17 protein-coding genes are annotated in these 21,285 nt (G+C 62.1%); 5 read left to right on the top strand and 12 right to left on the bottom strand.

From position 1 onward, the window contains the following. Positions 1-14: 14 nt before the first annotated feature. The 8 genes from PV375_RS02260 to PV375_RS02225 all read right to left on the bottom strand — a co-directional run bounded on the left by PV375_RS02260 (position 15) and on the right by PV375_RS02225 (position 9,982). The gene (locus PV375_RS02260; protein WP_332105971.1) at positions 15-815 is read right to left on the bottom strand and encodes an enoyl-CoA hydratase/isomerase family protein; all 801 of its coding nucleotides are present in this window, start codon (positions 813-815) and stop codon (positions 15-17) included. Beyond that, positions 815-1,678, bottom strand: coding sequence for a 3-hydroxyacyl-CoA dehydrogenase family protein (locus tag PV375_RS02255; RefSeq protein ID WP_332105970.1), 864 nt, complete (start codon positions 1,676-1,678; stop codon positions 815-817). The genes PV375_RS02260 and PV375_RS02255 overlap by 1 nt, the downstream gene beginning before the upstream one ends. Before the next feature lie 30 nt (positions 1,679-1,708). Further along, positions 1,709-2,866, bottom strand: coding sequence for a thiolase family protein (locus PV375_RS02250; protein ID WP_332105969.1), 1,158 nt, complete (start codon positions 2,864-2,866; stop codon positions 1,709-1,711). 182 nt (positions 2,867-3,048) lie between these two features. Beyond that, positions 3,049-4,737, bottom strand: coding sequence for a thiol reductant ABC exporter subunit CydC (gene cydC / locus PV375_RS02245; protein ID WP_332105968.1), 1,689 nt, complete (start codon positions 4,735-4,737; stop codon positions 3,049-3,051). After that, positions 4,734-6,380 (bottom strand): thiol reductant ABC exporter subunit CydD, encoded by a 1,647-nt coding sequence (cydD, locus tag PV375_RS02240; RefSeq protein ID WP_332105967.1) that lies wholly within the window; start codon positions 6,378-6,380, stop codon positions 4,734-4,736. Before cydD ends, cydC begins: the two co-directional genes overlap by 4 nt. A 138-nt stretch (positions 6,381-6,518) precedes the next feature. Beyond that, positions 6,519-7,616: a cytochrome d ubiquinol oxidase subunit II gene (gene cydB / locus PV375_RS02235; RefSeq protein WP_332105966.1), complete on the bottom strand. Its 1,098-nt coding sequence runs from the start codon at positions 7,614-7,616 to the stop codon at positions 6,519-6,521. After that, the gene (locus tag PV375_RS02230; protein ID WP_332105965.1) at positions 7,616-9,037 is read right to left on the bottom strand and encodes a cytochrome ubiquinol oxidase subunit I; all 1,422 of its coding nucleotides are present in this window, start codon (positions 9,035-9,037) and stop codon (positions 7,616-7,618) included. Before PV375_RS02230 ends, cydB begins: the two co-directional genes overlap by 1 nt. 309 nt (positions 9,038-9,346) lie before the next feature. Beyond that, positions 9,347-9,982: a DedA family protein gene (locus tag PV375_RS02225; protein ID WP_332105964.1), complete on the bottom strand. Its 636-nt coding sequence runs from the start codon at positions 9,980-9,982 to the stop codon at positions 9,347-9,349. Positions 9,983-10,031: 49 nt separating this feature from the next. Between PV375_RS02225 and PV375_RS02220 the strand changes: the two genes are divergently transcribed. The 4 genes from PV375_RS02220 (at position 10,032) to PV375_RS02205 (ending at position 15,945) form a co-directional block, all read left to right on the top strand. Continuing rightward, positions 10,032-10,736, top strand: a complete 705-nt coding sequence (locus PV375_RS02220; protein ID WP_332105963.1) for an SOS response-associated peptidase — start codon at positions 10,032-10,034, stop codon at positions 10,734-10,736. A gap of 61 nt (positions 10,737-10,797) precedes the next feature. Continuing rightward, positions 10,798-12,009 (top strand): App1 family protein, encoded by a 1,212-nt coding sequence (locus PV375_RS02215; protein ID WP_332105962.1) that lies wholly within the window; start codon positions 10,798-10,800, stop codon positions 12,007-12,009. Positions 12,010-12,152: 143 nt separating this feature from the next. Beyond that, a complete protein-coding gene (locus PV375_RS02210; protein ID WP_332105961.1) occupies positions 12,153-12,467 on the top strand; it encodes a DUF6504 family protein in 315 nt (104 codons plus the stop codon). A gap of 1 nt (position 12,468) precedes the next feature. Then, the gene (locus PV375_RS02205; RefSeq protein ID WP_442903917.1) at positions 12,469-15,945 is read left to right on the top strand and encodes a DNA polymerase III subunit alpha; all 3,477 of its coding nucleotides are present in this window, start codon (positions 12,469-12,471) and stop codon (positions 15,943-15,945) included. Here PV375_RS02205 and PV375_RS02200 read toward each other — a convergent pair. Together PV375_RS02200 and PV375_RS02195 are read right to left on the bottom strand one after the other, a co-directional pair. Beyond that, entirely contained in the window at positions 15,890-16,600 is a 711-nt protein-coding gene (locus PV375_RS02200) for an esterase/lipase family protein (protein WP_332105959.1), read from the bottom strand. The two genes, PV375_RS02205 and PV375_RS02200, sit on opposite strands and share 56 nt — an antisense overlap. Before the next feature lie 52 nt (positions 16,601-16,652). After that, on the bottom strand, positions 16,653-17,147 hold the full coding sequence (locus PV375_RS02195; RefSeq protein ID WP_332105958.1) for a beta-class carbonic anhydrase: 495 nt from the start codon (positions 17,145-17,147) through the stop codon (positions 16,653-16,655). A gap of 93 nt (positions 17,148-17,240) precedes the next feature. Here PV375_RS02195 and PV375_RS02190 point away from each other — a divergent pair, with 93 nt between their 5' ends. Beyond that, positions 17,241-19,124 carry a heavy metal translocating P-type ATPase gene (locus PV375_RS02190; RefSeq protein WP_332105957.1) on the top strand — a complete coding sequence of 628 codons (1,884 nt, stop codon included), beginning with the start codon at positions 17,241-17,243 and terminating at the stop codon, positions 19,122-19,124. Here the strand turns inward: PV375_RS02190 and PV375_RS02185 are convergent. Both PV375_RS02185 and PV375_RS02180 read right to left on the bottom strand, forming a co-directional pair. Continuing rightward, positions 19,096-19,800, bottom strand: a complete 705-nt coding sequence (locus PV375_RS02185) for a response regulator transcription factor (protein ID WP_332105956.1) — start codon at positions 19,798-19,800, stop codon at positions 19,096-19,098. The two genes, PV375_RS02190 and PV375_RS02185, sit on opposite strands and share 29 nt — an antisense overlap. 63 nt (positions 19,801-19,863) lie before the next feature. Further along, positions 19,864-21,108, bottom strand: a complete 1,245-nt coding sequence (locus tag PV375_RS02180) for a sensor histidine kinase (protein ID WP_332105955.1) — start codon at positions 21,106-21,108, stop codon at positions 19,864-19,866. Positions 21,109-21,285 lie beyond the last annotated feature (177 nt).

Raw genomic sequence — 21,285 nt, 5'->3', positions numbered from 1 at the left:
CAACGATGTGTTGGTTAGGAAATTGTGGGTTGGTGCTGCCAATTGGCGAGCTGGTGAGAGAAGTTCGGTTTACGACGTTCAACGAAAGCGTGCATCCCCTCCTGTGCGTCGGGGGTCTGCTGAAGTTTGGCCTGCATCGTGAGTTCGGTGTGATGACCGGCCGCTGAGTCGCTCAGCGCCTGACGCACGAGAGTTTTGGCGGTTGCTACTGCTGAGGCGCTGTGGCGCAGCACCCGTTCGAGCGTCGCGATCGCGGCCTCGCTCAGTTCATCGTCGGGGTAGATTGCAGAGACAATCCCCCACTGCTGTGCTTCATGGGCTCGGATGCGTGCACCGGTAAGAATCAGATGTAGGGCACGTGATTCACCTACCGAACGGCACAGCATCTGGGTGCCGCCGGCTCCGGGCACAATACCCAGCGACAGCTCGGGCAGTCCAAACTCGGCGCTGGTCCCGGCGATACGTAAATCACAGGCGAGCGCGAGTTCGAAGCCACCACCGAGAGCGAACCCGTGTACGGCGGCGAGCGTCGCCAGAGGTGAGTTGCGGATGCGCGCATACAGTCGCGGCATCGGGTGCTCAAGCATTTGCTCGTGGCTGAGCTCACTAAGCTCGGAAACATCGGCACCGGCAGCAAACGCGCGTCCAGAGCCGATGAATAGCAGTGCTCGAGTGTTCGGGTTGCCTTCAGCTTCGGTGAGCGCCGCATCGATCTCGGCGAGCATGGTCGAGTTCATGGCGTTCAGCGCATCAGGACGCTGCAGGGTGATGATGGTGATCGCTCCCTGCTGGCTTACAGCGATGTGTTCGTTCATTATTTTGATCCGTAGTCGTAGAAGCCGCGACCTGATTTGCGGCCGAGATGTCCGGCTTCATAGAGCTCGGTGAGCGTCTTGGAGGGCCCGGCTGCCGGATCGCCAAGATCTTCAGCCTCCAACTGTTTGATGTGGTAGTTCACATCGATGCCGGTGAGGTCGAGCAGCGCGAATGGCCCGATGGGATGGTTGAGGCCTTGCGTTACTGCGGTGTCGATATCTTCAACGGATGCGATACCCGACTCGTACAGGTAGATCGACTCGTCAAAAATCGCGCGCAGCACGCGGTTCACGACAAAACCAAAGATTTCTTTGTCGAGTTTGACAACCACGCGCTGCATCCGCTCGGCGATCGCGGTGAAACGTTCGATCGTTTCGTCGGCGGTGTGGGGCCCCTGCACGAGCTCGACAAGTTTGAGCACCAGCGGTGGGTTGAAAAAATGCAGATTGCACAGTCGTTCAGGATGCGAAACCACATCGGCCAGCTTCGAGCTGACGATTGATGAGCTATTGGTGGCCAGCACCGCAGTCGCGGGGGCGTATTCAGAAAGCTGCGCAAACAGCTCACGTTTCACGTCGAGCCGCTCAACAATGGCTTCGATAACTGCATCCACACCGCTTGCTGCCACCTCAAGATCGGTGGTGACCGTGAGCCGGTCGAAAGCAGCTGCCACCTCCTCGGCAGAGTTACGCCCCTTGTCGACTCGGCGGGCCATCAGCTCGCGCAAATTGTGCAGGGCATCATCCAGCTGGGGTTCGGCCACATCGTAGAGGCGCGTCTCATAGCCGCCCAGCGCCGCCAGCATGGCGATCTGTTGCCCCATTGCGCCTGCGCCGCAAACCAATACGGTCTGATCGGTCATTGCGTTCCCTTCCTGCTGCACGCCATCCCGCTATTGGGTGGCGACTTCCACTTCGAGTGCGATGCCCTGGCCACCGCCGATGCAGGCGGCCACCAGGCCCCGGCCACCGCCGCGGCCCTGTAGCTGACGCACCACCTTTTGCACGAGGATTGCGCCGGTGGCCGCGATCGGGTGCCCGTGGGCAATGGCACCGCCCCAGGCGTTTACCCGTTCGGCGTCGATACCGAGTTCAGCCACGCAGGCCAGCACCTGCACCGCAAACGCCTCGTTAATTTCGATGACCAGGTAGTCGTCAAGCGTGCGTTGGGTTTTAGCGAGCAGCCGACGAATCGCAGGCACCGGCCCGATGCCCATAATGTTCGGGTCGACACCGGCCACAGCCCACTGGCCAACGGTTGCCAGACTCTGCGCTCCCAGCCGCGCGAGCTGTGCATCCGATACCAAAACCAGTGCTCCGGCAGCGTCATTAATTCCGGATGCATTCCCGGCGGTCACGGTGCCGTTCGCGGCGAAAGCCGGGCGTAGCTTCGCGAGCCCAGCCAGGCTGCTTTCGGGTCGGGGATGCTCATCTGCGGTGATTTCTCCACCCCGGGTGGTGACCGGCACGATATCCGTCGCAAATGCTTCACGGCCGAGCTGGTACCGCTCCTGGCTGCGCAGTGCAAATTCATCCTGCGCCTCACGAGCAATGTGGTAGCGCTCGGCAAGGTTTTCGGCGGTGATCCCCATTCCGGGGTCACCGATCTGTTCGGTCGACAGGCCTCGACGCAAAAACTGCGGGGGCACGGGGCTGTAAGGCTTTGGCGAACGAGCCAATAGGTAGGGCTCGTTGGTCATGCTCTCAGCACCACCGGCGAGGGTTGTGTGTGCACCGAGCCGAATTGCATCGGCGGCCAGCGCCACCGCATTAATTCCCGACCCGCACTGGCGGTCGATAGTCAACGCTGCGTTTTCGACCCGAAGTCCGGCCTGCAGTGCGGCAACTCGGGCGGTATTTCCGGTAGCCGCCAACGTGCATCCCATGATGATGTCGTCGAACTCGGCGGTTTTGATATCGAGACCGGCACGCTCGACGGCACCGGCAATCGCGATACCGCCGAGCTCATGTGCTTGAAATTCGGCCAGTGATCCCGCTCGCCGACCGATGGGGGTGCGAGCCATTGCAATAATGTGCGCCGTTGCAGTCACGGAATTCCTTTCGCCAGATCAGCCGAGCCATCTAGCGAACGCTGACGACATCGGTGTCGTTGGCTACCAAGAATCCACCAACCACGAAGCCATGCCTACGTGGCAGTGCAACACATTCACCGCGTTTGTATGTGTTCCAAACACACACTTGGCCGTGGAATGGCCAAGATAGCCGAGGCTCCCTACCCCAACCGGAGACGCTGGGTGATGAGTGTCTCGTCGATCGGGGTGTGGCTGATGATGATCAGGGTCTGTTCTTCGCCGGCTGCCGCAACGAGGTCGGCCATCAGCTGATCGGCCCGGCCCGGATCAACATTGGCGGTGGGCTCATCAAGCACGAGCACCCGGAAGTCGGCCAGCAGCCCGCGCGCAAGCGCGATGCGCTGCGCCTGACCGCCAGACACCAGCGAGCCGCGCTCCCCAACCGCAGCATCGAGCCCGCCACGCGCGCGCATCCACTCACCCAGCCCCACGCGCTCAAGCACCGCTTCGAGCTCAGCATCGGTGGCGTCATCACGCGCAAACAGCAGGTTTTGGCGGATCGACTCGTTAAAAATATGCGCCTGCTGTTCGATAAGCCCGACCCCTCGGCGCAGCTCGTCGACGTCAATCTCACGAGCTTCTACCCCGGCAATGCGGTAGCTGCCGGTGTAATCAATAAACCGCACGAGCAGGTTGGCGAGCGTGGTTTTACCGGCACCCGAATCACCCGACACGAGCATCCTCGCCCCGGCCGGAATCTCAACATTGAGGGCGGCAAAAGCCGAATCCGCCGCACCAGGCCAGCGACCGGCGACCCCGCGCAGCGAAATCGGCAGCGGCCCCGCTGGTAGGGATGCACCGCCACCACCCGGCTGTGGAATTTCGGCGGGAATTGTTTCCGGTGCCACCTCGGCGATGCGCTGCGCGGCCACGCGCACCTTACGCCAGGCGGCAACCGCCTGCGGCACCTGCGCAAACACCTCAAATAGCGCCATCGGCACCAGCGCAATCAGTGTCAAAAGTTCGGGAATGAGCGTTCCCCCGACCACCGGGTTGACGCCCCAAAACAGCGCCCCCACAACGGCCACGCCCGAAAACAGGGTCATGGCACCGGCAACGAGGCCCGACCCTGCGGCCGAGCGCTGCAGGGCCCGGCGCAGGTGTTCATCGGCCGCGCGCATCCGCGCCAGCTGCGGTTCGAGTGCGCCGTAGGCGCGCAGCACCTCGTGGTTGGCGATGGTGTCGTGCACCAGATCACCCAGGCGGGCGCGAAGCGGCGCAATTTCACGGTCTTGGCGGCCCGAGATGGCGAGCTGTGCCGATGTGGCCACCACAAACGACACCACCAGGCACACCAGCAGCGTCAGCCCAGCCGGCAGCGACACGAGCGATACCCCGATCACCGCCAATACTGAAACCAGCACCGAGGTGACGATGGGCTCGGCCACCCGCATCGGCAAAAATTGCAGCTCGTCAACATCGTCAACCAGCCGCGTGAGCAGATCACCGCGACGGGTTCGCCCAAGCCCCGCCGGAGCCAGCGGCAAAAGCCGCTCGTAGAGCCCAACCCGAATCGCCGCGAGCTGCCGCAGCGAAGCATCGTGCCCAAACAGCTGCTTCAGATAGCGAAAAACTGCGCGGCCGATCGCGAACATGCGCACCGCCACAATCGCGATACCAAGCCACAAAATATGAATGATGAGCGAGGCGCGCGTAATCAGGTAGGCGCTCGTTGCCAGCAGCGCGACTACCGAAATCGCCCACAGCAGCCCCCAAGTGAGCGTGGGCCAAAACCGCCGCAGCGGCGGCATTGCGAGCCCGAGGACGCGCCGCTCATCTGGTGCAAGTTCGAGGATGCGGTCAAAAAGTGCCGACTGTTTGTTGCTCATGCGCGCTCCTCCACCGCGAGGGTCTGCAGCGTGAGCAACCGGTCGGCGGCATCGGTTACTGCGCGGCGATGACTAATAACCGCCACGATCCGCCCTTCGTCGGCCAGGGCGCGCAGAGCCCGGATGACGGTCTGTTCGCGCTCGGTGTCGAGTGCGCTGGTGGGTTCGTCGCACAGCACCACCGCACAGTTTCGAGCGCGAGCACGGGCGATGGTGCGCGCGAGCGAGAGCCGCTGCGCCTGGCCGCCAGAAAGCCCGCTACCACCCACGCCGAGCTCTAGATCAAGCGAGAGCCACTCGAGATCTGCCAGCTGCAGCGCCTCCCGCAGCTCATCATCGCTCGCTACCGTTTCACCAAGTGCGAGGTTTTCGCGCACTGTCCCCTGCAGCAGTCCCGCACGCTGCCCCATCCAGGCAATTTTGCTCGCCGCATCCGCGGCCGCGAGTGGCTGCCCATCAAGCAGACGCTCTCCCTCGCCGTCAATCTGGCCCATGATGTAGCCAAACAGGGTCGATTTACCGGCGCCCGATTCGCCGCTGAGCGCGGTTATTTCGCCGCGCTTGAAGCTCGCGCTAAAGTCGTGCAACACCGTGTGCTCGCCGTAGGCAACGTGCACATTGCGCAGCTGCAGCCCTGAAGCATCCCCCGCGCCTGTTGCCGCAGCGACAGCGCGCGTATCGGTTTGGCCTTCGGCTCCTGCTTCGAGCAGCGTAAACACCTGCTGGGCGGCTGCCACCCCCTCGGATGCATTGTGAAATTGCGCGCCCACCTGGCGTAGCGGTGCAAAAACTTCGGGGGCGAGGATGAGCGCGAACAGTCCCACCAGCAGCGGCATTTCGTCGTCGATGAGACGAATACCGATCTGCACCGCGACCAGCGCTACCGATAGTGAGGCGAAAAGTTCGAGCGCGAATCCCGACAAAAACGACACTCGCAGCACTTTGAGGGTGTCTTGGCGGTAATCGTCGGTGATGTGTTGCAGCCGGTCGCGCTGCCGATTGGCTCGACCAAAAATTTTCAGCGTCGAAAGTCCCTCAACCAGTTCGAGAAAAGCGTTCGCGAGCTTCGTAAGCGAGTCGAGCTGGCGGCGCTGTACGCGGGTGGTGACGAGCCCAATCAGGATCATGAACACGGGGATCACCGGCAGTGTCAGCACCTCGGTGATTGCCGAAACCGGGTCGTGGAACCAGGTCACGACAATCAATAGCGGGGTGGCGATCATGGTGAGCAGCAGTTGCGGCAAAAATTTCCCGAAATAGGGGTCGAGCGCGTCAAGGCCGTGCGTGGTGAGGGTGGTGATTTCTGCACTCGAGCGGCCGCTGAGGATGCGCGGATGCTGTGTGATTGCGCTCATCACCTGGCCGCGCAGCTGCGTTTTTGCGGCGGCTGCGGCCCGAGCACCGGCGAGCTCGGTGCCCCACTGTGCCAGCGCCCGCACCGCAACGCAGCCGAGCGCTACTGCCAACACCGACAGCAGCTCGGGCAGCCGATACCCGGCGATCGCCCGAGTTACCACCACCGCAATGCACCAGGCAAACCCGATCATGGCGGCGGTCTGCACGAGCCCGAGTATGGCCCCGATAACGAGGAACGAACGCGATGCACTCGCGTAGCGCAGCAGTCGAGGATCAAGAGGTTTCACGATGCTCCCAGCCTATCTTCCGTGAGCTGTAGCCGCACAGCTCATGGCCGGCGGTCGAACCACTGGTAACAACCGCGCCGCAAAAGCAAACCGCCCGCGCATCCGTTTGGACACGCGGGCGGTTTGCACTGTGGCAGATTAGGCCGTAGCCGGTTCGTGTTCGACTTCGGCAGCATCCACCTTGCGCTCGAAATCGACGCGGCGCAGACGCTTGCTGAACACCCAGAACGACCAGGCCTGGTAGGCCAATACGAAGGGCATGATGACCAAGAACGCCCAGCTCATGATGCCGAGTGTCTTGTCGCTTGCCGCACCGTTGTAGATGGTCATGTCGAGGCCACCCTCGGTCAGGTTCTTCATGAGCAGGTGCTCACCACCGTGCGAGAAGAACAGGGTCGAGTAGAGGGCGGCGACGGCACCGATCACGGTGACGACCGCGAGCCCGAATGCCCAGCCGTCCATCCCCTTCAGGTTGACAAGCCACGAGCCGACGAAAGCCACCACTGCCAGCAGGGCAAAGATGAGCGTCGGCACGCTGTAGTAGGCAACTACCGTCCAGCCCAGGAAGGCGATAGCCAGCACGGCAACCGCAAGGCCCACGTAGGTGGCGGTCTGCTTGGCGCGGTCGCGCAGTTCGCCGTCGGTCTTGCGGGTGATGAACACCAGACCGTGGTAGAAGAACAGCGCCAGCGTGGTCAAACCGCCCAGCAGTGCGTAGGGGTTGAGCAAGTCGAAGAACGTGCCCGTGTAGTTGAAGTTGAACAGCAGTTCGCCGGTGGTGTCGATACCGCCCGCAGTCAGCTGCTCCATCGGCATACCGCGAACGATATTGGCGAAGGCGGCACCCCACAGCAGGGCCGGGATCGCCGAACCCCAGAAAATCATCCAGTCGAACCAGCGTGTCCACTGTTCGCCCTTGCCCTGGTGTCGGTATTCAAACGAGACACCACGGACGATCAGTGCGAGCAGGATGACAAATAGGGCGAGGTAGGCGCCAGCGAAAATCGTGCCGTACCACTCGGGGAAGGCAGCGAACAGGCAGGCACCGGCGACGATGACCCAGGTTTCGTTGAGGTCCCAGATGGGGCCGATGGTGTTAATCAGGATGCGTCGGTCGGTGTCATCTTTACCGATGAACGGCAGCGCGATTCCCACACCGAAGTCGAATCCGTCGAGAACGAAGTATCCGATGAAGAGGAAACCGACAATCCAGAACCAGAGGATATTCAGATCCATTAGTAGACGCTCGCTTTCACCTTGACGTTTTCAACCGACTCAACGGTGCCGTCTGTGTGTTTTTCCACCTGCATGGGGTCAGACTTGGCGGCCTTGAGCAGCAGCTTCACTTCGACCACGGCGAGGATGCCGTACACGAGCGTGAAGCCGATCAGTGACAGCAGCACGGTGAGGCCGGTCACATTGGGCGAGACACCGTCTTCGGTTTTCATGAGACCGAACACGATCCACGGCTGGCGACCCATCTCGGTGAAAATCCAACCGATGATGATGCCCCACAGTGGCATGGTGGCGTTCGCAATCGCGACGTTCCACATCCACGGCTTGGTTTCGTAGCCCTTGCGGGTCACGATCAGGCCGATGAGGGCGACGAACATGGCCAGGAAGCCGAAGAACATCATCCAGCGGAACGACCAGTAGGTAATCCACACGGTCGGGTAGTAGGCGCCGGGGCCGAACATTTCGACGTACTGGGCCTGCAGGTCGTTAATACCTTCAACCGTGCCCGAGAAGGTGTTGGTGGCGAGGAAGCCGGCCAGGTATGGGATGCGCAGTGACCAGACTTCTTCGGAACCGTCGGGGGTACCGATTGAGAAGAGCGAGAAGGATGCGTCAGCGCCAGTCTTGCTGTCCCAGATCGCTTCGGCAGCGGCCATCTTCATGGGCTGGGTTTCGGTCATCGCGATACCGAGGCCGTGGCCCGAGAGCATGATGCCAATGCCCGAGATGAGCACGGCCCACAGACCGAACTTGAGTGCGGGACGGAAGGTCTCAATGTGCTGGCCGCGCTTGAGGTGCCAGGCTGCGGTGGCCACGATAATGGTGGCCGCCAGCATGACCGAGGCGGTCAGCGTGTGCGGCAGCTGCCAGAGCGCAACCGGGTTGAGCAGCACGGCACCGAAGTCGACGAGCTCGGCTCGGCCGTTGGCCGGGTTGAACTCGTAGCCGACGGGGTTTTGCATGAAGGCGTTTGCCACGAGGATGAAGTAGGCCGAAATCCAGGTACCGGCAACGGTCAGCCAGATGGTTGCGAGGTGTACGCGCGGCTTGAGCCGGTCCCAACCGAAGATCCACAGTCCGATGAAGGTGGCCTCCATGAAGAAGGCGAGCAGCCCTTCAAAGGCGAGCGGTGCGCCGAAGATGTCGCCCACGACGCGCGAGTAGTTTGACCAGTTCATCCCGAACTGGAACTCCTGCACGATACCGGTGACGATACCCATCGCGAAGTTGATGAGGAACATCTTGCCGAAGAAGCGGGTCAGCTGCAGGTACACAACCTTCCCGGTGCGGGTCCACGCCGTCTGCCAGATCGCAACCGCGAGCACCATACCCAGCGTGATCGGCACAAACAGGAAGTGGTAGATAGTGGTAAGCCCGAATTGCCATCGAGACAATACAAGCGGGTCGAGTAGTGATTCCACAGAGACCTCCAGACTGCAAGTCGTACTGCCGCAGTGTTTTTCGCGCAAGTGGGTTACTCACAGCGAACTACAACAAATATTAGCCCAAATTCACAGCTTGCAAAGACAGCCGCTTGGCAATGCGATTCATTTACCTGACCTGGGATTTATCGCAAAACAACACACCAATCATCTCGATATCAAGATGAATCTGCGCAAAAACTTTGGCACTTCACTCGATGTCAAGCGAAATGCCAAAAATTCACTAAGTAGAAATACTGCGGTCAAAGTTGTCGCGGCACCAGCCGGAGTTGCTGCGCACCAGCCGATTCACGTCTCCGACTCCACCGTGCGCTGCAATTTCCGGCGCACCAACCAAGAGACCAGCACGAACAACAAAATAACCCCGACAAACACCACGCCGGCCCATTTGAGCTGGCTACCGATCACCTCATAGCTCGCCGCCGCAACCGACCCGACCGACACATACACCAGCGCCCACAGCACGCAGGCGGGAATCGTGGCCGTCATGAAGCGTCGGTACGGCATCCCCGCCATCCCCGCCGCGGCCGGCACCACCGAGTGCAGCACCGGCAAAAAACGAGAAACAAAAATCGCGAGCGCACCACGACGCTGCAGATAGCGTTCGGCCAGCTCCCAATTGCGTTCTCCAATCAGCCGCCCGACTCGCGAGTTGCGCAGCGGCCCGCCGATCCAGCGACCAAGCGCAAACCCGATCGACTCTCCCAAAAGCGCCCCGCAGATCGCGGCTGCCACCAGCGCGCCCCAGCTCCCCCACCCGGTCACCCCGGTTGCAGCCAACAACAGCACGCTATCGCCGGGAACGAGCAGCCCCACAAACAGGCTCGTCTCAAGCAAAATCGCCAGCCCGGCGATCGCAATGAGCCACCCCTGATCGATGGCCTGCACCGAGGTGATCAGCCAGTCAATGAGGTCGTTGAGCATCCAACCAGTTTCACACAGTTCGCTGCGAGCGGCTGCGTAGGCTGGCAATATGTGTGGTCGTTTTGTAGTGGCTCGAGCCAGCGCCGAGCTCGCAGCCGAACTGGATGCCGATATTGTCACCGAGCATCCGGCACCGATCTCATACAACATTGCGCCCACCACCCAGATCCCGGTGGCGGTCGACACGATGGATGAGGATGGCACGCGCCACCGGCGATTGGAATCGGCAAAGTGGGGACTCGTGCCCGGCTGGGCGGCAGATGAAACGGTCGCCGTGCGAGCTTTCAATGCCCGCAGCGAATCGGCAGCGGCAAAACCCACTTTCCGCGACTCGGTGCGCAAACGTCGCGCAGTAATTCCCGCCGACGGCTACTACGAGTGGCGCACCGCCGCCGACGGCAGCAAACAGCCGCACTATATTCATCCCGCCGACGGGTCGCTGCTGCTATTTGCCGGGCTCTATGCCTGGTGGCAACGCCCCGACAACTCATGGCTGCTCAGCGCCACAATTCTCACCCGCCAGTCACCAGCGGGCCCGCTCGCTGAACTACACGATCGCATCCCGGTGTTCCTCAATCACGATGACCTGTCCCAGTGGCTCAACCCCGCGCATCCCGGTGACAGTGAACTCGTCGCCAAATTCGCCCACCGCGCAGAAACGCGCGCGGCACAATTGCGAATCGACCGCGTAGATCGCCGGGTGGGCAATGTGCGCGAAAATGATGCCCGGCTCATCGTTCCTATCTCCCAGTGATAGATCGGCAGTTTGTTCGGCACGAAACCCGCCGTTATCCACCACATGCGAGGATGTTTGGGTGTTTTTCAAACCCCGCCGCTCAATCTCACTGCGTGAACGATTGGCAGACCTGCCAGTGAGTCGCCTGCTGGTCAACAACGCATTCAAAATCGAGGACGCGATTAAACGCGCCCGAATGGGCCACGCTCGTCGACGCGGACACGTTGCAGCAGTAGAGGCCTATCTCGGCTATGGCTCAACCGATTGGGTGCGAGTGCTTGGCCGCGTGCAAATGGTGCCGGTCGCCGTGCGACGGGCTGGGCGTCGGCGGTTCCCCTCACTGCGCTTCGGTAAGCGGCGCAAAGAAAAGTCGGTGCGCGGCTGGCGGAGTTTTGTGCGGGTTGCCGTGCCCTATGGCGAGGTTCGCATCCGCGTCAACGGTGTGGAACATCTGGTGGAGGCCGATCGCGGCGGCATTATCGACTGCAAACTGCCCGCTCAGCTTGAACCGGGCTGGCAGGAGGTTGAACTCATCAGCGCCGATGACGAGGTGACCACCGCACAGGTGTTCATTATTTCGGAGCAGCAGCGATACGGGCTGATCTCGGATGTGGATGACACGGTGATGGTCACGTCACTGCCGCGACCACTGCTGGCGGCCTGGAATACTTTCGTACTCGATGAGCACGCCCGCGCTGCGGTACCGGGGATGAATGTGCTCTACCAGCGCCTGATTGAAACTTTTGGCAGCGACTCGACCCCGATTATGTATCTGTCGACCGGGTCGTGGAATGTGGCGCCGACGCTCTCGCGCTTTTTTGCGCGGAACCTCTACCCCTTCGGACCGCTACTACTCACCGATTGGGGACCCACCACCAAGCGACTTTTTCGCTCGGGCACCGAACACAAGCGCACCAGTTTGCGCCGGCTGGCCGAAGAGTTCCCCCACATTCAATGGCTGCTGATTGGTGATGATGGGCAGCACGATGAGGCGATCTATGGCGAGTTTGCCACTCAGTATCCTGAATCGGTGCTCGCGGTGGCGATTCGACAGCTGTCAAACACCGAATCGGTGCTCGCCGGTAGCACTGCTTCATCTTCGGCGCGTTGGCGGTCACGACTGCCGATACCGTGGATTACCGGCCCGAACGGGGCCGATCTCACCTGGCAGCTCGCTCAGGCTGGACTGATCGACGAAGACCAGGATGCGGCCGATCTGGCGGCACTCTCACGGACACTCGGCGACCGACGGATCGCGCGCCCCAAATCACCCGAGGTAACCGGCGAATAATCGTCGCACACAGCACCCCCGTGACGGGGCCGTTTTGCGCGCCCGCTGCGCGGGCATCGATTTCGCTCTAGCACCACCGCGAACAATGTCGTAGGCTCACCCTACGATTTTTTCGAACATATTTTCGAAAGATGGGGTGGGTCATGATCATCGAAGAACCGGTCAGCGTCGAGCTTTCACCACGGGGAGCCCCGGTGCGGTTTATTTGGCGCGGGGTGAGCTACGGGGTGGTGACCGCGCCCGAACTGTGGTTTGACCGCGAGCGCTGGTGGCTCGAGGTGCGGCGCGCACCGCGCGGCCGGATGCGGTCACTTGAGCGCGAAATGTGGCGGGTAGATGCGGTGCCGCTTGGTAGCGAGCTGCAGCTTGACGGCACTTTTGACCTGGCGCACACCGCTGATGGCTGGCGGCTGATGCAGGCATGGGATGATGAGCTCGAGCGCCGGTTGTTTGCCTGAAATGTCTGCGTTCACCCATCTTCATGTGGCGTCCGCGTTCTCGGCCCAATACGGCACCGCCGCACCCGAGCAATTTGTGCGGGCGGCCGCCGAAGCGGGAGCCGGGGCTGCCGCCATCACCGACCGTGACGGTCTATACGGGGCCGTGCGCCACATTCGCGCCTGTATCGAAGCGAACCTCGCGCCGATCGTGGGCGTTGACCTTCGGCTCAGCGCCGCCAAAGACGACACATCGGCGTCACGGCGTAATAGCGTTCGAGCCACCGTGCTCGCACACGGGCAGCTCGCGGGGCAGAGCTGGGCGGGGCTGTGCCGGCTGGTTTCAGCCGCGCACACTCCCCCGCGTGGCGCTGCCATCACCGCTCGACGCAATTGGCTACCGCAGCTGCCGGTGGGGAGGTTTGCCCCATTTTTGCGCGACAGTTCCGGAGAACCGCTTGGCGCCGTGCTGCTCGGCCCCGATTCTGATGTTGGAGTCGCGCTCGCTGCCGGCGACACCGACACCGCGGTCAGCCGACTTCGAAACTGGCAGCGGCAGCTGCCCGGCGCAGTGGCCGTTGAAATCGTGTGCCACCTCACCCAGCCGGGCACACGAGCCTCGCTCGCGCACGCGGCCACCATGCTCGAGTTCGCGCACCGGCACCGGGTGCCGGCCGTACTCACCAACCAGGTGCGCTATCTCGTACCCGACGACGCGCTCACCGGTGATGTGCTCGACTCGGCTGTTGAGCTTCAGCCGCTCGGTGCTTTTGTGCCGCAACCCAACGCCCAGGCCTGGTTCAAACCACCCGCTCGGATGCGGGCGCTTGCTGAGCTGATCGTGGCCCGCACCGAACTACGCACCGCAGCAGCCGACCGGCTGCTCGCCACCACCGAACAGCTTGCCGAACGCTGCCAGCTTGATCCCGAAACCGATCTGCGCTGGCAGCAACCCAAGGTGCCCGAACCCGAGGTGCTCGGCATCCGCGGCGACCCGGCTCTGGTGCTCGAACAGCGCACTCGGGCCGCTATCACCGAGCGGTTTCCCGATGCGAGCAGCCACGAACGGCGCCTGATTGAGCATCGCCTGGGCGAAGAGCTAGCCACTATCCGCGAGTTCGGTTTTGACACCTATTTTCTCGCCGTTGCCGATGTCACCGATGCCATCCATGAAATGGGCGTACGCAACCAGGCGCGAGGTTCGGGGGCATCGAGCCTGGTCAACTATTTGCTGCGTATCTCGAACGTCAACCCGCTCGAACACCGGCTGCTTTTTGAACGCTTCCTGGGGCGCCGCCGCTCAACTCTGCCCGATATTGATATCGACGTTGAATCGGCCCGCCGTCACGATGTGTATCGCATGATTTTTCAGCGCTACGGCCGCGAGCGCACCGCACTGCTTTCGATGCACTCCACCTATCGTGCGCGCGGCGCTGCTCGCGACGCCGGGCTTGCGCTCGGGATCGCACCCGAGCGCATCGACGCGATTGCCAAATCGCTGTGGCGTTTCGATGCGGGTGCTTTCCGGCAGGCGCTCCAAGAAAAACCCGAACTGGCAAATCTCGCGATCCAGGCACAGCAAGATCGCGATATCGACCTGCTGATCGATTTGGCCGCGCGACTTGACCGTCTCCCCCGGCATCTGTCGATGCATCCTTGCGGGGTGCTGATTGGCAACGATTCACTGCTGTCTACCACCCCGGTGCAGCCCAGTGGTGCCGAGTTTTCGGCCACCGCCACCTTCCCGATGAGCCAGTTAGATAAGGACGATATTGACGATATGGGGCTGCTCAAGCTCGATGTGCTGGGGGTGCGGATGCAGTCGGCAATCGCGTACGCGCTCGATGAGGTTGAGCGCATCCATGGCGCGCAGGCCGCGGTGCGGGGCGGTTTGCCGCCCGATGCGCGCTATGTGACTACCGGCGGTCGACTGCTGATCGATGAGATTCCGAAAACTGACGAGGCCACTTTTGAGCAGATTCGCTCAACCAACACGCTCGGCATGTTTCAAATTGAGTCTCCCGGCCAGCGCGAGCTCATCGGCAAGATGCAGCCCGATCGATATGACGATCTCATCGCCGATATTTCGCTATTTCGCCCCGGCCCCATGAAGGGCAATATGGTGGGCCCGTTTCTCGACGTGAAGCACGGGTTTGCGCAGCCCGAATGGCTGCACCCCAGTTTTCGGCCGTTTCTTGCCGAAACCTACGGGGTGGTGGTCTATCACGAGCAGGTGCTGCATATTTTGCACGAGTGCATGGGAATTGATCTTGCCGAGGCCGATGAGCTGCGTCGACTGATGGAGAAGCGCGGGGCGTCGATTGAGCAGCGCTTTCGCCGTGAGACGGCGGCGAATCGTGATGTGCATGGGCGTCGAAAATTCACTGATCGACAGATTGACCGCATCTGGGAGGTATTGCAGGGGTTCGGTTCGTTCGGGTTTTGTAAGGCGCATGCCGCCGCGTTTGCGCTGCCCACCTGGCAATCAGCGTGGCTCAAAACCCACTACCCCGCCGAGTTTTTTGCGGGGCTGCTCACTCACGATCCCGGGATGTATCCCAAGCGGCTCATCCTCGCGGATGCGCGCCGGATGGGCGTTCCGATTTTGCCGCTCGATGTGTCTCGCTCTACCGACCGGGTGGTGGTGGAGCGGATACAAGACACCCCGCCCGGCGCCGCGACCCGTTCGGGGGATCTTGGCCTGCGGCTATCGCTCAGTGATGTTCGCGGTATCACCCGGGCCGAGCTGGCGCGCATCCTCACCGAGCAGCCGTTCACTTCGCTGGGAGATTTTTTTGAGCGGGCCCGCCCCTCGCGGCCGCTTGCCGAAAATTTGGCGATAGTGGGTGCGCTCGATTCGCTCGAACCGTCACGGCCAACGCGGGGCGAGCTCATCACCGAGATTCGTGCGCGCCGCCGGCGGCCACAGCGCAAGCGGCGCCCCGATGAGCTCGAGCTGCCGCTGCAATTCGCGGCCGAGCAGCCACCGGTTGTGGCCCGTTCTGGCGTGCCTGGGATGAGCAGGCGAGAGCGAGTTCGCGCCGAACTCGAGGTTTTGGCGCTCGATCTCAGCGAGCATGTGATCGATGGCTATCGTCCGCTGCTTGACGAGCTCGGGGTTACGGCGGCGAGCGAGCTCGGGCAGCTGCGCGGTGGCACCGAAGTCGCCGTTGCCGGGGTGCGGGTTGCCACTCAAACACCGCCGATGCGCACCGGCAAGCGGGTGGTGTTTATCAGTGTCGATGACGGTAGCGGATGCGCTGATACCACGTTTTTTGAGGATGCCCAGCGGTGCTCTGGCGAGGTGCTGTTCGGAACGCCGCTGCTGCTGATTCGTGGCAGGGTTCGGCGCACTGGCGAGCGCGGAGTTTCGATTAACGCTGAGCAAGCCCTCGATCTCAAACAGCTCTGGGAGTCGTGGACGGCACTGCGCGCGAATGCCGTTAGCGACCCGACGGCTCAGGAGCGTTCGCGTCTGTCGACCGGCCCGGCTGCATGAGCCGGCGCGCCTCGCGGACTACCAGCTGCTGCACTCGAGGCATCGCCAGCAGCCGATTGTGGCCAATCACACTCACCGCAATATTCCGTGCCCCGGGCAGCGGACCGCGCCTCCCCACGATCTCGTCAATCAGCGGTGCAATCGTCACGATCCGCGAATTCGCCTCTGACCGCCCCGCCAATTCAAGCGTCGACGGAGTGCCAGGGCGCATCATCACCACATTCCGCAGCGAACGAAACTCGCCCCGCACCAGCTTCGCCGCCACCGCGCCCTGGAACGGCGCCGATAGCGTGACTGTGCCCGCCACCAACTCACATTCGGGATCGCGCAGCAGCACGCGCTTGGCCACTAGCCCACCCTTTGAATGGGTCACGAGCACTACCGGACGCTCCCGCCCACTCGCACGCAGCGCACGCGTCACCTCAGTGGCAAGATCCGACACATCCGCGGTCATTCGACCCAGCTGCGGCAACACCTCCACCCTAAAACCGGCGTGCGCCAACACATCACCCAGCTGCCACATAAACCGCCAATTTGTTGCCAGCCCGGGAATCAGCACCACGATGTCATCACCGGTGCGCCAATGTTTTGGCACCGTCAGCGGCAACAGTGACCGCAGCTGCCACAGCGCCCACAACGCGGAATCGACCACCACGCCGCGCGCAATGCGACCTTTGGACACCAGCGAATCGCGCCGAAGCGGTTGGCTATGCCGGGAAAACCTCACGCAGCTGCCCCGTCTCAACATCCGCCACGAACCCACGCACCGAATCCTTGTGCAGGATGAACGGCGACTGCAAAATCCGGCGGATCGACTCGCGCACCGACACATCAACATCCCGGAACGACTCGGCTTTCCAGTGCGCCCGTGCACCGGTGCTCGCCATCAACTGCTCATCGAACTCGTCTTCGGTGAAGGTCGACAAACCACAATTGGTGTGGTGGATGAGCATGATCTCGCGGGTGCCGAGCATCCGCTGCGAAATCGTCAGCGACCGAATCATGTCGTCAGTAATCACGCCACCGGCATTGCGAATAATGTGCGCCTCGCCCAGGTCCAACCCGAGCATGGGGAAGATCTGCAGCCGCGAGTCCATACACGCCACCACCGCCACACGCTTCTGCGGCTCCAGCGGCTTCGGGCCCGGATAGGTGCGGGCGTAGTCAATGTTGTGCGCGACAAAATCATCAATGACGGTCATAGCTCCAGCGTACGCCGCATCCCGACTGCAACCATTCACACCGGGTTAGGTTTGCCTTTCCTCGCTGGAAACTTGGCAGCATACCCAAAATAATTGGCATATGCAAAAGATGGGGAATTTTTTAAGCGGTATCCAATCGTTGCGGCAACGATCGTGGCGTTTGTTGTGGTGCTGTCCTGTCAGTTTGCAGGCGCAGCACAGGCCGCCAAATGGATCGCCACCGGCTATGTCGCGATCATCATCCTGATCACCGCGATCGATATGGTGCGCGATATTTTGCGCGGCCACTTCGGCCTCGACATCCTGGCACTCGTCGCGATGATCGCCGCCATATCGGTGGGCGAATATCTCGCGGCGATGATCATTGTGCTCATGCTCTCGGGTGGTGAAGCCCTCGAAGACTACGCCGCACAGCGAGCCCAAAAAGACCTCAACGCGCTGCTTGATCGGGCGCCGAACACGGCGCACCGGCTGCGCAGCGATGCATCCGACGCGGCCGTTGACGATATCGATATCAACGAGGTAGCGACCGGCGATCTGCTGCTCATCAAACCCGCCGAAGTGGTGCCGGTCGACTGTGAGCTGCTCAGCGACGAGGCCGAATTCGACGAAACTTCTCTCACCGGCGAAAGCCTGCCCGTAACCCGCACTCGTGGCGACGCGGTGTATTCGGGATCGGTCAACGGCGAGCGAGTCATTCGAGTGCGCGCCACGGCAGACGCCGCATCATCGCAATACCAGCAGATCATCGCGCTGGTGAAAGCTGCCGACGAATCAAAAGCCCCCACAGTGCGGGTGGCCGACCGTTTCGCGGTACCGTTCACACTCGTCTCGCTGGCAATCGCGGGGCTCGCCTGGTGGCTGTCGGGCGACCCGGTGCGATTTGCCGAAGTGCTCGTGCTCGCAACACCGTGTCCGCTGCTGATCGCTGCACCGGTTGCCTTTATGGGCGGTATGAGCGCCAGCGCCCGCAATGGTGTGATTGTGAAAGGTGGCGCCACAATCGAGGCGCTCTCACGCGCCAAATCAGCCGCGTTTGACAAGACCGGCACGCTTTCGCACGGTGAGCCCGAACTGGTCGAAGTAATTCCCGAACCCGGTTTCGAAGCTGATGAGCTGCTGCAGCTGGCCGCGTCGGCCGAACAGTACTCATCGCATGTGCTCGCCACCGGCGTGATCGATGCCGCAACACAGCGCGGTCTCACCCTCACCACCAGTGACGACGCCCATGAAATCGCCACCAACGGCGTCACCGCGGTAATCGATGGCCGCACCGTTGTCGTCGGCAAGCTCAGCTTTGTGCAAGAGTCGGCACCCGAAGCGCGCTCGCATCCCCTCACCCCGGGACAAACCTCGGTGGCTGTTGCGGTTGACGGCAAATTTGCCGGCACGCTGCTACTCGCCGACGCACTGCGCGATAACGCCGCACAGACGGTCGCTGAACTGCGCGACCTCGGTATCACCGAAATTGCCATGCTCACCGGCGACAACCCCGATACTGCCCACGCGCTCGCCAGCCAGGCCGGCATTACCTCGGTGCATGCGGCACTGCTGCCCAATGACAAGGTCAAACTGGTGGCGGAGATGCCCAATAAGCCCGTGATCATGGTCGGTGACGGGGTGAACGACGCACCGGTACTCGCTGCCGCCGACGTCGGTATCGCGATGGGAGCCCACGGCTCAACCGCAGCCAGTGAATCGGCAGATGCGGTGATCATGACCGACGACATCGGTCGTGTCTCGCAGGCAGTGCGCACCAGCAAACACACCTACCGGGTAGCACTCGAAGCCATCTGGATCGGCATCCTGCTGTCGCTCGGGCTGATGACCATCGCGGCCTTCGGGTACATCCCCGCCGTGTGGGGCGCGCTCACACAGGAGCTCGTCGACCTGGCAGCCATCCTGTACGCCCTGCGCGCACTCACCGGCGCCAAACCCAGCAAACCGCTTAAGAACGCCCCGCAGCCGGTGAAATAAATCCGGTTTCGTAGGCCCAAATCACCACGTGGATGCGGTCGGGCACGTCGAGTTTGTCGAGGATGCGGCCAACATGAGCTTTCACCGTCACCTCGGCCAAAAACAGGCTGGCAGCAATCGACGCGTTCGACTCGCCCTCCACCAGCAGCTCGAGCACTTCGCGCTCACGAGCGGTGAGCTGCTCGAGCTGCGCGTCACGCTGCGACACCAGCGCTTCGGGAACGCTGGTGTCGGCGTCGGCGTGCGCTCGCGCCACGAGGGCACGGGTGATCTGCGGTTCCATAATGGCGCTGCCACCGGCCACAGTGCGGATGGCGTGCAGCAACTGCTCGCCCGGGGCATCCTTCAACAAAAATCCCGAAGCACCCGCCTCCAGCATCCGCAGCGCAAAATCTTCTGAATCGTAGGTGGTGAGCGCCAGCACCCGAATTTCATCCGCCTCACCGGCATGAGCCAGCAGCTTTTCGGTTGCTTCGATACCGTCCATATTCGGCATCCGCACATCCATCAACACCACATCCGGGCGCAGCCGCAGCGCCGATTCCAGAGCATCAAGACCGTCAACCGCGTGGCCAACCACCTCAATATCTGGTGCCGACCCAGCGATTAATGCCAAGCCCTCCCGAACGAGCGCCTGATCGTCGGCAATAAGGACCCGTATCGTTGCGTCACTCATGACGGTGTCTTTCTCTCGTGGGTTTTGGATGCACATGCTGTCTGGCTGCTGATGCCGGTTTGGTTACATGGCGGCTTCCGGTAGCGGCCACTCGGCGCGCACGGTAAAAAGCTTGCCCACCACTGCCGATTCGAAAGTACCGCCAAAGAGCTCGACCCGCTCGCGCATCCCCTGTAATCCCCGACCGGATGGCGCCGCACCATTGAGTAATGAGCTGCCGGAGAGTAGTGAGCTGCCGGTGAGCTCGTTATCGCAGTGAAAAATCAGCTGCTGGTCGCCCCACTCGCACCGCAGCAGTGTGGCAGCTCCCTGCGCGTGTTTAAGCACATTGGTGAGCGATTCTTGCGCCACGCGATAAATCGCGAGCCCCAGCCCCGCGGGCACCGCGCGCGGTTCGCCGATAACCTCTAGCGAAATGGGCTGCCCGGCGAGCCTGGCCCGTTCGACCAGCTCGGCAATATCGGCCGGGCCGTGTGCCGGAGTCTGCTGCTGCGGCTCATCGACTGCCCGCAGCAATCGCTTCACATCGGTAAGCGCATCCCGGCCGGTGGCAGCAACCTTGTCAAAAAGTTCAGCGCTGAGTTCGGCATCGCCGCGCGCCGCGAACCGCCCACCCTCAGCAAGTGTCACGATCGAGGCGAGCGAGTGCGCGATGATGTCGTGCATCTCGCGTGAAATCCGGGCGCGCTCATCAGCCACCGCAAGTTCAGTCAGTCGCATCGCATCCTGCTCAAGCATCCGCTGCCGCTCGCGCTCACGAGCCGCCACCTCGAGCCGGCCGCGCCTGGCAAGCCCCAGCCCAAATGCCGCAAGATACGCGACCAACACCAGCCCCATAACCGGCAGCATCTCCCCCAGCCCGGCCCAGGTTTCCTGGCCCGGCTGGCCTGGCAAAGCGCCCCCGAACCACACGATGTGCCAAATCATCCAGAGCGCAAATGGTGCCGATGTGAAGCCCAAAAACCGCAGCCTGTGCGGCGCAAAAGCAGCCACCGAATAAACCCCGGCAAGCGCCACCAGGTCGCTGACGATGTCAAAATACTGCCACACCGACTGCGACACCCCGGCCACGACCGCGGCAACACACGCAAACATCACCGGATGCGTCCGCCGGGTCGTCAGCAGTAGTGGCACCAGCATCTCGAAACACAGCAGAGCCAGGTTGTTTTCGTAACCCGGCGAGAACGAGGGAGCACCGGTCAGCAAAAACAGTATGCCGGCAAATAACGCTGCAATACCGGCGATAATCGCGTCGGCTCGCAACACACTCATCGGCTGCGGTTCAACCGCAATAAACCCGTCTTTCATGCCCCTCCTCACAGTAACCCTACGGCCCGCGCTGCTCGGGCGCTGCCACCGGGAACACTTGCCCACCCCATACCTGGGTATTGGATTCACCGGGTCGTGAAGGATGCCCCGGCGTGGCAACACTATGCCCGAGCAGGATGCGGTCGCACCCCGCAGCGCAATTCAATGAAGGTGACC

The sequence above is a fragment of the Gulosibacter sp. GYB002 genome, from assembly GCF_036577665.1.
Classification (GTDB): domain Bacteria; phylum Actinomycetota; class Actinomycetes; order Actinomycetales; family Microbacteriaceae; genus Gulosibacter; species Gulosibacter hominis.
This window is presented reverse-complemented; position numbering and strand designations above follow the sequence as displayed.

Coding starts and splice junctions, on each gene's coding strand:
- PV375_RS02180 (WP_332105955.1), bottom strand. CDS start 21,108: ATGAAAGACGGGTTTATTGCGGTTGAACCGCAGCCGATGAGTGTGTTG.
- PV375_RS02255 (WP_332105970.1), bottom strand. CDS start 1,678: ATGACCGATCAGACCGTATTGGTTTGCGGCGCAGGCGCAATGGGGCAA.
- PV375_RS02195 (WP_332105958.1), bottom strand. CDS start 17,147: ATGACCGTCATTGATGATTTTGTCGCGCACAACATTGACTACGCCCGC.
- PV375_RS02225 (WP_332105964.1), bottom strand. CDS start 9,982: ATGCTCAACGACCTCATTGACTGGCTGATCACCTCGGTGCAGGCCATC.
- cydB (WP_332105966.1), bottom strand. CDS start 7,616: ATGGATCTGAATATCCTCTGGTTCTGGATTGTCGGTTTCCTCTTCATC.
- PV375_RS02220 (WP_332105963.1), top strand. CDS start 10,032: ATGTGTGGTCGTTTTGTAGTGGCTCGAGCCAGCGCCGAGCTCGCAGCC.
- PV375_RS02260 (WP_332105971.1), bottom strand. CDS start 815: ATGAACGAACACATCGCTGTAAGCCAGCAGGGAGCGATCACCATCATC.
- PV375_RS02210 (WP_332105961.1), top strand. CDS start 12,153: ATGATCATCGAAGAACCGGTCAGCGTCGAGCTTTCACCACGGGGAGCC.
- cydC (WP_332105968.1), bottom strand. CDS start 4,737: ATGAGCAACAAACAGTCGGCACTTTTTGACCGCATCCTCGAACTTGCA.
- PV375_RS02205 (WP_442903917.1), top strand. CDS start 12,469: ATGTCTGCGTTCACCCATCTTCATGTGGCGTCCGCGTTCTCGGCCCAA.
- PV375_RS02185 (WP_332105956.1), bottom strand. CDS start 19,800: ATGAGTGACGCAACGATACGGGTCCTTATTGCCGACGATCAGGCGCTC.